General features: G+C 69.7%; 13 protein-coding genes. 8 read left to right on the top strand and 5 right to left on the bottom strand.

The features are described from left to right. Positions 1–3 precede the first annotated feature (3 nt). The 5 genes from FZ938_RS19120 to FZ938_RS19100 all read left to right on the top strand — a co-directional run bounded on the left by FZ938_RS19120 (position 4) and on the right by FZ938_RS19100 (position 6,640). Complete coding sequence (locus FZ938_RS19120; RefSeq protein ID WP_149200059.1) at positions 4–876, top strand: branched-chain amino acid ABC transporter permease; 873 nt, start codon at positions 4–6, stop codon at positions 874–876. Next, complete coding sequence (locus tag FZ938_RS19115; RefSeq protein ID WP_149200058.1) at positions 869–2,584, top strand: branched-chain amino acid ABC transporter ATP-binding protein/permease; 1,716 nt, start codon at positions 869–871, stop codon at positions 2,582–2,584. The genes FZ938_RS19120 and FZ938_RS19115 overlap by 8 nt, the downstream gene beginning before the upstream one ends. Beyond that, positions 2,581–3,282, top strand: coding sequence for an ABC transporter ATP-binding protein (locus FZ938_RS19110; RefSeq protein ID WP_149200057.1), 702 nt, complete (start codon positions 2,581–2,583; stop codon positions 3,280–3,282). The genes FZ938_RS19115 and FZ938_RS19110 overlap by 4 nt, the downstream gene beginning before the upstream one ends. A 126-nt stretch (positions 3,283–3,408) precedes the next feature. Beyond that, positions 3,409–4,737 (top strand): hypothetical protein, encoded by a 1,329-nt coding sequence (locus tag FZ938_RS19105; protein WP_149200056.1) that lies wholly within the window; start codon positions 3,409–3,411, stop codon positions 4,735–4,737. A 61-nt stretch (positions 4,738–4,798) separates the two neighbouring features. Continuing rightward, entirely contained in the window at positions 4,799–6,640 is a 1,842-nt protein-coding gene (locus tag FZ938_RS19100) for a chloride channel protein (protein ID WP_149200055.1), read from the top strand. A 16-nt stretch (positions 6,641–6,656) separates the two neighbouring features. Here FZ938_RS19100 and FZ938_RS19095 read toward each other — a convergent pair whose 3' ends face one another. Both FZ938_RS19095 and FZ938_RS19090 read right to left on the bottom strand, forming a co-directional pair. Beyond that, positions 6,657–7,103: a TIGR02588 family protein gene (locus FZ938_RS19095; RefSeq protein WP_149200054.1), complete on the bottom strand. Its 447-nt coding sequence runs from the start codon at positions 7,101–7,103 to the stop codon at positions 6,657–6,659. A 30-nt stretch (positions 7,104–7,133) separates the two neighbouring features. Beyond that, on the bottom strand, positions 7,134–8,000 hold the full coding sequence (locus tag FZ938_RS19090; protein WP_149200053.1) for a TIGR02587 family membrane protein: 867 nt from the start codon (positions 7,998–8,000) through the stop codon (positions 7,134–7,136). A gap of 196 nt (positions 8,001–8,196) precedes the next feature. On the opposite strand from FZ938_RS19090, the gene coxB reads away from it, so the two are divergent. Genes coxB through FZ938_RS19075 form a run of 3 tightly spaced genes read left to right on the top strand, consistent with a single transcriptional unit; the run spans position 8,197 to position 12,143 of the window. Beyond that, positions 8,197–9,216 (top strand): cytochrome c oxidase subunit II, encoded by a 1,020-nt coding sequence (coxB, locus tag FZ938_RS19085; protein WP_149200052.1) that lies wholly within the window; start codon positions 8,197–8,199, stop codon positions 9,214–9,216. Further along, positions 9,213–11,768, top strand: coding sequence for a cytochrome c oxidase subunit I (gene ctaD / locus FZ938_RS19080; RefSeq protein ID WP_149200051.1), 2,556 nt, complete (start codon positions 9,213–9,215; stop codon positions 11,766–11,768). Before coxB ends, ctaD begins: the two co-directional genes overlap by 4 nt. Positions 11,769–11,780: 12 nt before the next feature. Then, positions 11,781–12,143, top strand: coding sequence for a hypothetical protein (locus tag FZ938_RS19075; protein WP_149200050.1), 363 nt, complete (start codon positions 11,781–11,783; stop codon positions 12,141–12,143). A 115-nt stretch (positions 12,144–12,258) separates the two neighbouring features. On the opposite strand, the gene FZ938_RS19070 is transcribed toward FZ938_RS19075, so the two are convergent. The 3 genes from FZ938_RS19070 to FZ938_RS19060 all read right to left on the bottom strand — a co-directional run bounded on the left by FZ938_RS19070 (position 12,259) and on the right by FZ938_RS19060 (position 15,082). Continuing rightward, positions 12,259–12,927 (bottom strand): peptidoglycan-binding domain-containing protein, encoded by a 669-nt coding sequence (locus tag FZ938_RS19070; RefSeq protein ID WP_149200049.1) that lies wholly within the window; start codon positions 12,925–12,927, stop codon positions 12,259–12,261. 141 nt (positions 12,928–13,068) lie between these two features. After that, positions 13,069–14,238, bottom strand: a complete 1,170-nt coding sequence (locus FZ938_RS19065) for a c-type cytochrome (RefSeq protein WP_149200048.1) — start codon at positions 14,236–14,238, stop codon at positions 13,069–13,071. A gap of 4 nt (positions 14,239–14,242) precedes the next feature. Then, a complete protein-coding gene (locus FZ938_RS19060) occupies positions 14,243–15,082 on the bottom strand; it encodes a cytochrome c oxidase assembly protein (protein ID WP_149200047.1) in 840 nt (279 codons plus the stop codon). Between the last annotated feature and the right edge of the window lie 70 nt (positions 15,083–15,152).

The following is a 15,152-nucleotide window of genomic DNA, read 5'->3' as shown; positions in this document are numbered from 1 at the left end:
CGGATGGCGGCGTTTCAACTGCTGGTCAACGGGGTGGCGCTGGGGGCGGCCTATGCCCTGGTGGCGTTGGGCTTCGTGCTGGTGCTGAACGCCACCTCGGCGGTGAACTTCGCCCAGGGCGACCTCGTGATGGCCGGCGGGCTGTTGGCGGTGGCGCTGGCGCCGCTGATCCCGTTGCCGGGCATCGTCCTGCTGCCGGTGGTGCTGGTGCTGATGGCCGCGCTGGGGTTGCTGATGGCGCTGGCGGCCTATCTGCCGCTGCGGCGCCGGCCGCCGGTTTCGGTCTTCATCAGCACCATCGCGGTCGGCATCATCCTGCAGAACGGTGCGGCCATCCTCTTCGGGCCGGAGCCTCGCGCCGCACCGCCGCTGTTCGGGGACGACACCCTTCATATCGGAGGGCTGGCGGTGCCGGAGCAGTCGCTCGCCATCGTCGCGGTGGCGGCCCTGCTGATCGGCGCGCAGCAATGGGTTTTCGCCCGCACCCAGCTTGGCCGCCGGCTGCGCGCGACGGCGCAGGATCCGGAGATGGCGCGCGCCTGCGGCGTGCCGGTCACCGCCATGATCCTGGTGACCTTCGCCATCGGCGCCGCCTGTGCCGGGGCGGCGGGGCTGCTGCTGGCCAACCGCTATTTCGTCACGCCGACATCGGGCGGGGACCTGATCCTGAAGGCCTACATCGCGGTGACGGTGGGCGGCTGGGGCTCCGTGCCGGGCGCGGTAGTGGGGGCGCTGTTGATCGCGCTGTTCGAGGTGGGGGTGTCGTCGGTGCTGTCCTATCCGGTGGCGCTGGGGGCCTTGTACCTGACGCTGCTGGCGATCCTGGTCCTGCGGCCGCAAGGGCTGTTCGGCGAAGCGGTGCGCCGCCGTGGCTGAGCGTCGGTCGGCCGTCATTCTCACCGCCGGCGCCCTCGCCCTGCTGGTCTATGCGCTCGCCTTCGCCTCGCCCTACGGCCTGCGCGTCCTGACCGTCGCCGGGGTCTATGCGCTGGCGGCCTTCGGCTTCCAGATCGTCTTCGGCCTCGGTGGCGCGCTGTCGCTGGCGCAGGGCGCCTTCTTCGGCGTCGGCGCCTATGTGACGGGCATCCTCGGCAGCCGCCATGGGCTCGGCTTCGAGGCGACCTTTCCGCTGTCGATGCTGGTTCCGTTTCTGCTGGCGTTGCCGGTCGGGCTGGCGGTGCTGCGGCTGGAATCGCATTACTTCGCCCTTGCGACGCTGGGGATCGCGCAGGTGCTGCATCTGCTTGCCGTGAACCTGCCGGAGCTGACCGGCGGCTCCAATGGGCTGGCCGGGGTGCCGGCGGCGGTGCTCTTCGGCTGGGCGGTGCCGCGCGGGCTGCCGATGGCCGGGCTGGTCTGGGGGCTGGTGGCGCTTGGCGGGCTGATCGGCTGGCGTCTGGCGCGGGGAAGGCTCGGCCGGTCGCTGACCATGCTGCGTGACGATCCGCTGGCGGCGGGAACGCTGGGGCTGGATGTCGGCCGGCTGCGGCTGGCCGCCTTCGGCATCAGCGCGCTGTTCGCCGGGGCCGCCGGAGCGCTGGCGGTCCACACCCAGCGCGTCGTGTCGCCGGAGGTGCTGGAATTCCCGGTCATGGTCTCCATCCTCACGATATCCATCGTCGGCGGGCGGGGACGAATGGCCGGGGCGGTGCTGGGCGCCGTGCTGCTGCTGCATCTGCCGGAATGGTTCCGCTTCCTGGAGCGCGGCTATCTGGTCATCTACGGCGCCGCGCTTCTGCTGACCATCGTGCTGGCGCCGGACGGGCTGACCGGGCTCCTCCACCGCCTCACGGCCCGCCTGTACGGCGGCAAGCCCCGTGCGCTGGTGGAGGCGAGGGAGCCGCCGCCACCACCCGCCCTGCCGGAGGGGCTGGCGGTCGAGGGCTTGCGGAAATACTTCGGCGGCGTGCAGGCGGTGGACCGCGTGTCGCTGGACCTGCGGCCGGGCACCATCACCGGGCTGATCGGGCCGAACGGGTCGGGCAAATCCACGGTCATCAACCTGCTGTCGGGGCTGGAGCGGCCGGATGCCGGGCGGGTGCGGCTCGGCGGGCAGGACGTCACCGGCGCTCGCGCCGACCGGCTGGCCCGTGCCGGACTGGCCCGCAGTTTCCAGGCGGCGGCGCTGCCTGCCGGGGCCGGCGTGCTGGAGGCGGTGGCCGCCGCCCGTCTCGCCTTCGATCGGGACGCCGCGACGGCGGAGGCGCATGCGCACTGGGCGCTCGACCGGCTGGGCGTCGGCGAGCTTGCCGGGGAATCCTGCGACGGGTTGCCGGCGGCACTGCGCCGGCGGGTGGAACTGGCCCGCGCCCTGGTCCGTCGCCCGGCGGTCCTGCTGCTGGACGAGCCCGCCGCCGGCCTGACCGATGGCGAGAAGGCGGATCTGGCGGCCCTGCTGCGCGATTTGGCGGGGGAGGGGATGGCGATCCTGCTGGTGGAGCATGACATGGGATTCCTGCTGCCGCTGGCCGGCCGGGTGCTGTGCCTCGATCGTGGGCAGTTGATCTATGACGGTCCGGCCGGCGAGGTGCGCCGGGATCAGGCGGTGGCGACGGCATACCTGGGCAGGGCGGGATCGGCATGAGCCCGCTGCTGTCCATCCGCAACCTGACCGCCGGCTATGGTGGGGCGAGCGCGCTCGACGGCGTTTCGCTGACTGTGGCGGCGGGGGAGACGGTGGCGTTGCTCGGCGCCAACGGGGCGGGGAAGTCGACGCTGTTGAAGGCGCTGCTCGGCCTCGTGCCGGCGCGGGGGGAGCTGCGTTTCGACGGCGCCGATCTCGGCCCGCTGGCGACCGAGGCGCGGGTGAGGCGCGGCATCGGCTATGTGCCGGAGGGGCGGCGGGTCTTCCCCGGCATGAGCGTGCGCGACAATCTGGAGGTCGCCGGCCTGCCCGCCGCCCGCGACCGCGCCCGGGATGTCGAGCGCGTCTTCGCCCTGTTCCCCGACCTTGCCGTCAAGAGCGGCGAGAGCGCCTGGCGCCTGTCCGGCGGCCAGCAGCAGATGCTGAGCCTGGGCCGCGCGCTGATGGGCCGGCCGCGCCTTCTGCTGCTCGACGAACCGTCGCTCGGCCTGTCGCCCAAGCTGGCCGACGAGGTCTTCTCCGCCGTCGGCCGCATCGCCGCCGCGGGCACGGCCGTGCTGCTGGCCGAACAGAGCGCGGCACGTGCCCTGGCGGTCGCGCCGCGCGCCGTCCTCCTGCGGCTGGGCCGCGTGGTCGGCGATGGGCCGGTGGCGTCGCTGTCCGACGAGGCGCTGCGCGGGGCGTTCTTCGGGGGGTAGGAGCATCCCCCTGCGTGTCCCGTGCAACAGGTGTCAGCCTCCCGCAACCGGAAGGGCGGTTGGGCTTGCGGATGGGGGCGGTCGCGGATAGCTTCGCCGCCACAACCATCTATGGATTACCTCGTGATGACCGCCCGCCTTGCCGCTTCGCTGTCCGCGCTTCTCCTGCTGGGGGTGGCGTCGACTCCGGCGGTGGCGGAGCTGGTGCCGGTCGAGCCGAACATGCCGCCGGCCGCCTATTACGGGCTGCCCGAGCCGGAAGAAGAGATCCTGACTCCTGCCGCGCCGCAGCAGGGTGCCAAACCAGCCAATCCGCCTGCCGCCGGCGCCCCCGGCGGCGACAAGGCCGCCGCTCCGCCCAAGCCGGAAGGGCCGGGCGAACTGATCGAGAGCTGGGACGGCGGCGCCGCCAAGAAGAAGGACGGCAGCTTCGCCTATTGCGTGGCGGAGGGGGAATTCACCTCCGGCCATGTGCTGATGTTCGCCCGCAGCCCGAAGGGCGAGATCAACATCGGCATCGGCATTCCCGGCGCCGATCTGCCGAAGGGCGGCGAATGGCCGGTGACCATCGAGGTCGACAAGAAGCTGAAGCGGGAACGGACCGCCATCGCTTCCCAGCCGGACATGCTGGTGGTCTCCAACGGCAAGGACGAGGAACTGGTCACTGCCCTGATGGGTGGCAACGAGCTGGTGGTGTCGTCGGCTTCCGACCGCATCGCCTTCAAGCTGGACGGCACCAAGAAGGTTCTGGGCGACCTGAAGACCTGCGTCGACAAGGGCGGGAACGTCCCGCCGATCAAGGTCGCCGCCGGCCGCCCGGCGGCGGAGAAGAACCGACTGCCGGAAGGGCTGGACAGCCTGCTGACGGCGGCCGGGGTGCACGACGCCGAACTGGTGCCGATGGACAAGGTCCCGCAGGAGCGGCGCCCGGCCGATGTCGCTTGGCGTTTCGGACCCATCGTCGGCGGCATCCGCGAGCGCGCGGTGGGCGAGGGCGCCAAGATCGACGAGTTGTCGGACAGCTTCGCCGACGCCATGAAGCAGCGCTGCGAAGGCACGCCGACGGTCAGCCTGAACCCGTCCGAACAGGCCGGTGCGGTCTGGCTGCGCACGGGATCGGTCGATTGCGCGATGCCGCAGGGGAAGCTGCACGTCACGCTGAACTTCCTGCTGTCGCAGCGTCGGCTGTTCACCGTGATCTTCCACGAGGCCGGCGAACCCGACGTTGCGCTGGCCGACAAGGTGCGCGACAACCTCGCCCAGGTGCTACGCCGTGCCGGCACCGCGCCGGCGCCGGCCACCACGGACGCGGCGCCGGTTCAGCCTGCGCCCGTTCAGACGGCCCCTGCGACGCAGACCCCCGCGCCGACCCCCGCACCGGCCCCATCCACTCCGTCGGCGCCCGCTCCGGCGACGGTGAAGCCGCAATCGAAGCCGCAACAGGCGAAGCCCTGACGGAACTCACGCCCTTCCGGCCCATTGTCCCCTTACGGAAGGGCTACCAATCAGCGTGATCATGCCTGACAACTCGGCTTCCCTCGACGGTGTGGGCGACAACGCCCGCGCCGGCACCGATCCCTATGCGACGCTCGATGCGTCCGCGGCCACAACCGTGTCCGACCGCTGGAGCGTCCGCAACAGCGTGCTGGCGGTGGTGGTGCTTGCCGCGCTGCTCGGCGGGGTGGTCGGGCTGGCGGTCGGTCTTCTCCACGAAGCGGTGCTGCTGATGCAGGCGCTGGTCTTCGACCTGCCGGAGGGAGAGCGGCTGGGGCAGGGCACGCCCGACCTGCTGCGGACGCTGGGTGTACCGGCCGCCGGCGGGCTGCTGCTGGGCATCCTGTCGACGCTGGTGCGGCGCTGGCGCCCCAACGCCATCGTCGACGCGGTGGAGGCGAACGCGCTCTATGGCGGCAAGATGTCGCTGATCGACAGCCTGCGGCTGACGGTGACGACGGCGTTGTCCAACGCTTCCGGCGCGTCGGTCGGCATGGAGGCCGCCTACACCCAGGCCGGCGCCGGGTTGGCGTCTTCGTTGGGCCAGCGGCTGCGGCTGCGCCGGGCCGATCTGCGCACCATGGTCGGTTGTGGGGCGGCGGCGGCCATCGCCGCGGCCTACCACGCGCCGTTGGCCGGCGCCTTCTACGCCTTCGAACTGGTGCTGGGCGGCTATACGCTGGCGGTGCTGGCCCCGGTCGGGGCGGCGGCGGCGATGGCGGTGGCGGCATCGGCCCTGCTGACGGGCGGCGAGGTGCCGCTGGCGCTCGGCCGCCCGGTTGAGATCGCCAGTTGGGATTATGCCGCCTGCGGCGTGGTCGGCTTCCTGGCCGGCTGGCTCAGCATCCTCGCCATGCAGGCGGTGACGGTGGCGGAGCGCGGATTCAACCGGCTGCCGGTCCCGCGTTGGATGAGGCCGGCCATCGGCGGGGTGATGGTGGGCGCGCTGGCACTGGCCGTGCCGGCGGTGATGGGCAGCGGCCCCGGCGCCGTCCCGCCGGAGCTGGCGGGTGGCGCGCTGGCGCTGGCCTTGACTCTGGTGGCGAAAATCCTGGCATCGGCGTTGTCGCTGGGCTCGGGCTTCCGCGGCGGCCTGTTTAGCGCCTCGCTGTTCATCGGCGGGCTGTTCGGCGGCCTGCTGGGGCAGACGACCTCCGCCTTCCTGCCGGGGCTGGGGATCGACAGCGGCCTGCTGCTGCTGGTCGGCATGGGATCGGTCGCCGCCGGCATCGTCGGCGCGCCGGTCACCATGGTGCTGCTGGTGCTGGAGACGACGCAGGATCTGTGGGCGGCGTCGGGCGTGCTGATCGGGGTGGTGCTGTCGACGACCGTGGTGCGTCAGGCTTTCGGCTACTCCTTTGCCACTTGGCGCTTCCACCTGCGCGGCGTGCCGATCCGCGGCGCCTACGACATCGGCTGGCTGTCGGAACTGACGGCCTTCCGGCTGATGCGCCGCGACGCCAAGACGGTGCCGGCCACACTGACGGTGGAGGCGCTGCGCCGCCTCTACCCGCTGGGGTCAACCAAGGCGGTCTTTGCGGTGGACGAGATGGGGCGCTATGCCGGAATGGTCGACATGTCGATGATCCACGACCCGGACCAGGACGCGGCTGCGACCGAGACACGGGTCGGATCGCTGGCCTGCAAGGCCGACGCGGTCCTGATGCCCGGCGACGACGCCCGCACCGTGCTGAACCGCTTCGGCAGCGAGGAGGTGGAGGCCCTGCCGGTTCTGTCCTCGCCCACCGACCGACGGATCATCGGCTATGTAACGGAGTCCTTCGCGCTCCGCCGCTATTCCCAGGCGCTGGAGCGGCAGCGCGGCGAGGATCTGGGCGAGCGGGGGCTTTGGGGGCGCGACTGAGCGGCCTGGCTGTCCGTCAGGGTTCGCTGTAGCCGGTGGGGACGATCCGCAACTCGTAGCGGGCCGGGTCGTTCTGGAAGATCAGGCCGCCGAAGCGTTCGGAATAGGGCGGCAGATAGTCGAACTGCGCCTCCGCCGTCTCCACCACTTGGTCGCCCGACCGCAGCTCTCCACGAACGATCAGCGTTGCGGCGGTCGCGGCGGTCCGGTTGCGGATCTGGAAACGCACGGTGTGGCCCAAGCCGCCGGTCCTGGATTCCATCACGGTCACGTCCATCTCGCCGGGGACCGAACTGTGCTCCTTAAGGGCGTATTGCACCATGTAGACGATCATCGCGGCGATCAGCAGCGCGCCGAGCCCCGCCGCCACCCATTCGAGGGGGGAGGTCGGCGGTGCATGCTCCGCCCCGTCATTTGCCCGTGACCCTTCGTTCACCCGCGGATCGTCGCCGGTCGTCGCCATCGGCCTCTCTCCCCCTTCACAGGATCAGGGTCACAGGATCAGGCGGGCCGCCGCCGCGCCGATGGCGCAGGGGAAGCCCAGGACCACGGTGGCGCTGATGATCTCCGCCAAACCGGTGCCGTCGGTCCGGCCGAAGGTCCACAGCAGGTAAAGGCAGATCGCCAGCACGATCACATAGCCGACGACGGTGAAGCGCAGGAACAGGCTCCAGAACCCGACGCCGCCCGGCGGCTTCGCCCCGCCGGGGAACTCCACGGCGTAGACGAAGGCATGCATCAGCACCAGCGACAGCAGCAGCAACGCGATCTCCCGCCACGGATCCATCATGTAGGACAGCAGCACCATCTCCTCCGTCGGGGCGACGTTGAGGCCGAGGAACAGCGCGCCCACCCCCATCAGGAACAGCTCCTGCGGATAGCTCATCGCGGTCTGACGCTGCATGCTCTCGCTGCTCTTCTCGCCCAGCTGGTCGCGGGCCAGCATGGCGCCGATGGCGGCGGGGAAGCTCTGCAGCGCGATCTTGCCGATCACCTCGCGCGCCGGCATGTCGACGGACAGCACCTTGAAGATGCCAAGGATGACGACCGACATCACCACCGCCACGGCGATGGCGACGAAGGCGTCGGCGATGTCGTCGCGCAGGCTGGCGGTGGATTTGAAGCCGCTGACCACCGACAGCCCGACCAGCAGCGGGATCAGCAGCACCAGCAGCAGGACCAGCCGCCAGGAGGCCATGGTGAAGCCGATCCACCACATCTCCATCGTCATCAGCATCGGCAGCGAAAAGATCAGCGCCCCGGCAAAGGCGCGCGCCAATCCGACGAGGAAGGAGCGATTGTCCTCGTAGACGGGCCTGTCCGGCAACGTCGCCTCCGCCCGGCCTGTGTCGACGGTCATGCATCGTCTCCTCAAGCACCCTTTCCAACCCCGCCGCGATTGCCGGAGCCGTATTTCCCCCTTCAACGCTTACGGCCACGCACAGGTTTCGTGATTTCGTCCGGGAACTTCGGATTGCCCACGAAACCGTCGAGCCTCGGCTGTGTTGACCCCGAGGGGGAAATGGGCGTGGACCGGCGACGGGGAGGCGAGGGACATGAACCGGGCGAACCGGCGAACTGAGAGAGCCTTTCTGCGGCCCGGCTTGCCCATTGCGGCGCTTGCCCTTTCCGGATTCGCTCTGGCCGGATGCGAGGGGCGGCAGTCGGCGCTGGATGCCGCCGGCGTCAGCGCGCGGGAAATCCTGGCCACCACCTGGATCCTGTTCATTGGCGCCGGGGTGATTTTTGTGCTGGTGATGGCGCTGGCGCTCTATGCCGCGCTGATCCGGCCGGAGCGGTTTCCCGGCCGCCGCGCCTGGGTGATCGGCGGCGGCATCCTGTTCCCGCTCGTCACGTTGACGGCCCTCCAACTCCATGAATTCGCCCTTGCCCGCCGGTTGGCGACCCTGACGCCGGAACCGGAACTGGTGGTCGAGGTCACCGGCTACATGTGGTGGTGGGACGTCCGCTATCATGTGGAGGGGCAGGAGCCGCTGCGCGGGGCCAACGAACTCGTGCTGCCGGTTGGGCGGCAGGTGGAACTGCGGGTCGCCAGCGCCGACGTCATCCACAGCTTCTGGGCGCCGAGCCTCGCCGGCAAGATCGACATGATCCCCGGCCATGTGAACCGGCTGCCGATCGTGGCGCAGCGGCCGGGGCTCTATCGCGGCCAATGTGCCGAATTTTGCGGGGCGCAGCATGCGCTGATGGCCTTCGACATCCGGGTCCTGCCGGCGGACGAGTTCGACGACTGGATGACGGCGCAGCGGCGCCCGGCGCCGGAGCCGGTAACGCCGCAGCTTGCGCGTGGCCGTGACGCCTTCTTCTCCTTCGGCTGCCAGTCCTGCCACGCGGTCCGCGGGACGGAGGCGGCGGGGCTGGTCGGTCCGGACCTGAGCCGCGTCGGCGCTCGGCCGTCGCTCGCCGCCGGGACGCTGCCGACACGGGTGGAGACCCTCGCCGCCTGGATCCAGGGCGCCCAGCACATCAAGCCCGAGAATCGCATGCCGTCCTTCGACGTGATGGACGGCGAGACCCTAGACGCCATGGCCGCCTGGCTGGAGAGTCTGAAATGACGCTGCGCAGCGACGAGCCCCGCGACGAGTTCTCCGACGGCAGGCCAACTCCCAGCCCCGTCCCCCGCCCGGAGGGGGAGGAGGAGAGGCTTCGCCGCCTCTGGCGGCTGCCGCGGGGGATCGCGCTGCTGACCGCGGTGAACAATACAAAGGTTGGCGTCTGGTACATTGCCACGGCGCTGCTGTTCTTCCTGATCGCCGGGGTGCTGGCGCTGGTGATGCGCCTGCAATTGGCGGTGCCCGACAACGACCTGCTCGACCACGACACCTACAACCAGTTCTTCACCGTCCACGGCACCGGGATGATGTTCCTGTTCGCCGTGCCGATCGTCGAGGCCATCGGCGTCTTTCTGCTGCCCTCCTTCCTGGCGGCGCGCGACCTGCCCTTTCCCCGGCTGTCGGCCTTCGCCTTCTGGGCCTATTTCTTCGGCGGCATATCCTTCTTCTGCTCGCTGATCTTCGGTGCGGCGCCCGACGGCGGCTGGTTCATGTATCCTCCTCTGACCAGCTACGAGTATTCGCCGGGCATCAACGCCGATTTCTGGCTGCTCGGCATCGGCTTCATCGAGATCTCGGCCATCGCCGGCGCCATCGAGATCGTGGTCGGCATCCTGCGCACCCGTCCGCCCGGCATGACGCTGGACAAGCTGCCGATCTATGCGTGGTCGATGCTGGTGATGGCGGGGATGATCATCTTCGCCTTTCCCGCCGTGATCGTCGCCACCGCGCTGCTGGAGATCGAACGCGCCTTCCACTGGCCCTTCTTCATCGCGGACAAGGGCGGCGACCCGCTGCTGTGGCAGCACCTGTTCTGGTTCTTCGGCCATCCGGAGGTCTACATCATCTTCCTGCCGGCCGCCGGGCTGGTGTCGATGATGGTGCCGACCCTGGCCCGCCGTCCGCTGATCGGCCACGATTTCGTGGTGCTGGCGCTGGTCGGGACGGGATTCTTCAGTTTCGGGCTGTGGGTCCACCACATGTTCGCCACCGGCATCCCGTCGCTGTCGCTCAGCTTCTTCTCCGCCGCCAGCATGGCGGTGGCGGTGCCGAGCGGCATCCAGGTCTTCGCCTGGATCGCCACGCTGGGGGCTGGGCGGGTACAATGGACGGTGGCGACCCGCTTCCTGTTCGGCTTCCTGTTCATCTTCGTCCTGGGCGGGCTGACCGGCGTGATGGTGGCGGTGGTGCCCTTCGACTGGCAGGCCCATGACAGCTACTTCATCGTTGCGCATCTGCATTACGTGCTAATCGGCGGCATGGTGTTCCCGGTCTTCGCCGGGCTTTACCACTGGTGGCCGACGCTGAACGGCCGGCTGCTGTCGGAGCGGTTGGGAAATTGGGCCTTCTGGCTGATGTTCATCGGCTTCAACGTCGCCTTCTTCCCCATGCACATCAGCGGCCTGCTGGGCATGCCGCGGCGGGTCTACACCTATCCCGGCGATCTCGGCTGGAACCTGCTGAACATGGTGTCGACGGTGGGCGCCTTCGTGCTGGCGCTGGGCGTGCTGCTGGTTCTGGTCGACATGGCGCGCAGCGCTCTGGGCTGGGGGGAGAAGGCGTCCGACAACCCGTGGGATGCCGGGACCTTGGAATGGCTGCCCAACGAGCTTTACGCCGTCCGCAGCATCCCGCACGTTACCGGCCTTTATCCCCTGTGGGACAATCCCGACCTGCCGCGCGAGGTGCGCGAGGGCGCCCATTTCCTGCCCGGCGCGCCCACCGACAGGCGGGAGACCATCGTCACCAGCCCGGTCGAGGCGAAGCCGCAATATCTGATGCCGCTGCCGGGGCCGCATTGGGCGCCGTTCCTGGCCGGGCTGTTCACCGCCACCCATTTCATCTGCCTGACGCTGAAGTTCTACTATTTCTCCCTGGTCCCCGCGGTGCTGGCGGTCGGACTGGTGATCTGGTGGCTGTGGGGCCTCGACAAGGGGGCGGACCACCCGCCGCAGGATGTCGGCGGCGGCTGGCGCGTGCCGGTCTATGTGCAGGGGCCGAAGAACCATAGCTGGTGGGGCACGGTGGTGCTTCTGCTGGTGGACGGCACCGCCTTCGCCTGTCTGATCTTCACCTATCTGTTCCTGTGGACGGTCAGCCCGGATGTCTGGCCGACGGATGGGGACGGATTGCCCGGCCTGCCCTGGCTGGCCGGCGGGCTGGCGCTGTGGGGACTGTCGGCGTTGGCCATCGGATGGGCGCGCAAGTCGGTCGACCGCAACCGGCACGGCCGCGTCCGCATCGGCCTGATCCTGGCCTGGGCGGCGATGGTCGGCGGCATCCTGCTGGACGCCACTGCGCAGATGCAGACCGGCCTCGTCGGTGCGGCCAGCGCCTATGGCGCCATCACCTATATGCTGGTGGCGTGGCAGGGATTCCATGTCGCGGTGATGACGCTGATGCTGGGCTATACGCTGGCGCGCTCCGCCGCCGGGCTGCTGCATTCGGAGCGGCGGGTGACCTTCGACAACACCATGCTGATGGGATGGTACAGCGCGGCACAGGGTGGAACCGCCCTGCTGCTTCTGCACCTGTTCCCCCGTCTGGCGATCTGAGGGAGGAGCGCCATGGCAAGCCGCAGCTTTCCAGGCTTCTTCATCGGGATGCTGGCGCCCTTCCTGATCTGGGCGGCGCATTTCGGCGTGGTCTACGGCATCAACGGGATGGTCTGTGCCCGCAGGGCGGAGGACGCGCAACTGTTGGGCTTTCCAATGTCCGTGGCGCTGATCGGCATCGCGACGCTGCTCGCCCTGGGCTGGGTCGCAGTCCTGCTGGTGAAGGCGTGGTGCGGCGCCGGGCCGGGGAAGCATGTCGGCGCCGCCGACCCGCGCCGCTTCGCCCGCTGGTTCGCCATTGCCGGATCGGGTGCGGCGCTGGTGGCGATCCTGTGGGTCGGCATGCCCGCCCTGATGGTCCCCGCCTGCGGCTGAAAGGCGCGTCAAACGAACTACGCCGGTTCCCGGACGCCACGGCGGCTTGAGGTGCCGTCGCGATGTCCCGGAACCGGCGTAGGGGATCGGCCTTCAGTCAGCTGTCAAGCCGGGGTTAGTTCCTGGTGCCGGTCTGACCCATCGAGCCCTGCGGGGTGGTCTGGTTCTGCGGGGTGTCACTGGGCATTGCGTTGCCCCGCGGGGTGCCGGTGTTGCCCATGTTGTTGGTGTTGCTGGTCCCGCTGGTGCTGCCGGACGTGCCCGTGGTGTTGCCGCTCAGGTTCAGCGCAGCCATGGTCTGCTGGTCGGCGCGGCCGGTGGCGCGCAGACCGTTGTCGCGCTGGAACTTCATCAGGGCGCTGCGGGTGTTGGCGCCCCAGACGCCGTCGACGGTGATGTCGCGGCCGTCGTTGCGGTCATTCAGCGCCTGCTGGATCTCGCGCACCTGCTCATGGCTCATGCTGGTGGTCGAGGCCATGCCGTGACGGGAGGACGAGCGCTTGGAGGACGAATCGTCCGACACCTCCTCGCGGACTTCGCGGGTGGCGCGGTCGGTCACGCGGTCGGTCTTCTTGCTCAGGCTTTCGTCCATGCTGTTGCCGGCGACCGCACCGCCGACGCCGCCCACCACCGCGCCGACCGGGCCGCCGACGACGGCGCCGGCCACGGCACCGGTGCCCGCACCCGTCGCCGTCCGCGAGGTATCGGTGCTGCCGCAGGCGCTGAGGGCGAACAGGGCGCCGGCCGCGGTGGCGGTCATGACGATCTTCGAAATCCCACGCATGGTTGCCATCCTTCTCGATTACGATTCGATGTTGGCGACCCGCCGCCCGGTGCGGCCTGTACTGTCCTGCCGCACGGCAAGCGACAGCTGGGTCATGTGATGAACAATCAGCAGCGGGCCTTCTTGTTCCCTGACGTCCCTTCAGGATTTTCCGTCGTCGCCCTTCACCATGGCGCGTTCGGGGGCGCGGCGGGAGTAATACTCCGCCACTGCATCGATCTGTTCGTCGGTCATGCGGCGGACGGCGGCCTCCATGATTCGGGACAGCGCCGTGTTGCCCCGCGCCCCGTCGCGCCACAGCCGCAACTGAGCGGCGAGGTAAGACGCATGCTGTCCGTCCAGGGACGGATACCGGGGATCGCGGGCATGCCGGGTGTCGCCTGCCGTTCCCCCATGGCAGCCGGAACAGGCGGCGACGCCGTCGTCCGGGGCACCCGACGCCGCGATCCGCCGGCCCGACTCAAGCAGTTCCGGTGCGGGATCGGCGGTCTTAACCGTTGCCGTTGCTGGCTTTTGTGCCGCGTAATGCCCGGCCAATGCGCGGATCGCGTCATCGTCCAATCCGGCCGCCACCGGCTGCATGATGCCGCTGAAGCGGTTGCCGTCGGCGTAGGCCTGCAGCGTTTCCCGCAGATATTCCGCCGACTGTCCGGCGATCCGCGGGAAGGCGCCGATGCTGTCGCCGTTTCCGTCATGGCCATGGCAGCGGGCGCAGTCCCGCAGGGTCTCCGCCAAACCTCCGCTCATCGGACCACTGGTTGGGCCGGTCAGCTCGGTGACCCGGGCATGGTCGTCGGCCCGCGTCCGACCGAAAGCGAGGCCGTGATATTCTTCCGCGCTCATCCCTTTGAGCTGCAGGAGAAAGGCGGTAACCGCCCAGGGTTCGTCCTTGCGCTGCTGGGCCGGCCAAGCCGGCATGCCGGCATATTTGATGCCGTGCAGCGTGATCCAATACAACTCCCGCGGCTTCCACTCCGCCACCTTGTCGGGCAGATAGGGCGGCTCCGGCATCATATGGCGGGAGATCGGGTTGCGCGGCGTGTCGGGGGCGCCGTGGCAGGGTGCGCAGCCGTCCTCGTAATGGCCGGCGCCGCGGCGGACCAGTGCCGGGTCATTCAGGTCGGGCGGCTCGCCGACGGATGCGGCATGCGTCTCTACCGAACGGCGCATCGCCATTTCGAAAAACATCTCGACCGGCGTCCAGTGCGCCTTGCTCGCCGCCACGCTGTACAGGCCGGACCAGGCGAACAGGAGCCCGCCGATCCCGGCCGCCACGCCTGCGATGGCGAGTGTCTTCAGGGTCCGCCACATGCCCTCAACCGGCCTTTCCGCTGGAGAGTTGTCCGTCGTCCCCCTGACCGTCCTCTCGCTGGCGCAGCCAGCGTGCCGAGCCGGCCAGCACCAGCGCGACATAGGCCAGCGCGCCGACGACCCCCATGATCAGGCCGCCCAGTTGCTGGTCGGCCAGCGGCGACAGGCCCCAGGGTGCGGTGGTCGTCAGGTGGTATGGAAACAGCGGCGTTCCGGCGAAGATCAGCAGCGCCGCCAGCATCGCCAGATGGACCGAGGTGCCGAAGGCCGCCAGCAGGCTGCGCAGGCGCATGGCGGTGTCGGTCGGGGCCAGGACGGTCCGCCAAGCCGCCACCGCCCCGGCGAACAGCGTGCCGTGCATCAGCCACAGCACGGCGCCGTTCGCCAGCGCGGCCATGTACGGCCCCGGCAAATGCCAGACCCACAGCGTGATGCCGAACAGACCCCAGGCCAACTCCGGCTTGCCCAGGGGTTTCGCCATCCTGCGCATTGGCTCCGGCCACCGCACCGTCCCGGCCGGCCAGCCGAGCACGAACAGCGGCGCCGCGACCTGGATGGTCAGCAGATGCTGGGCCACGCGGGCGGAGAACAGGGCGGAGGTCAGGCTGCACAACGGGGAGACGAAGGCGATGCCCAGAACCAGCCAGCCGGCGGCCAGACAGATGGACCGATGACGGGCATGTCCGCCGTGGCCAGCCGGCCGGCGCACCAACACCGTCAATCCGGTCGCGGCCAGGGCAAAGGCGCCCAGCAGCACCGGATCGCCGTTCCAGGCGGTCGACAGCTCACCCGGTACCGGCGGGACACCGCAGTAGGGAACGAAGGGAACGCTGTCTGTCGCCATTGCGCGGCCTCGCGGGTTCCGGAGTCGGTGATCTGGAGCCAGTGATCTGGAGTTGGTGATTCTGCCGTCT

The sequence above is a fragment of the Azospirillum oryzae genome (genome assembly GCF_008364795.1).
Classification (GTDB): domain Bacteria; phylum Pseudomonadota; class Alphaproteobacteria; order Azospirillales; family Azospirillaceae; genus Azospirillum; species Azospirillum oryzae.
This window is presented reverse-complemented; position numbering and strand designations above follow the sequence as displayed.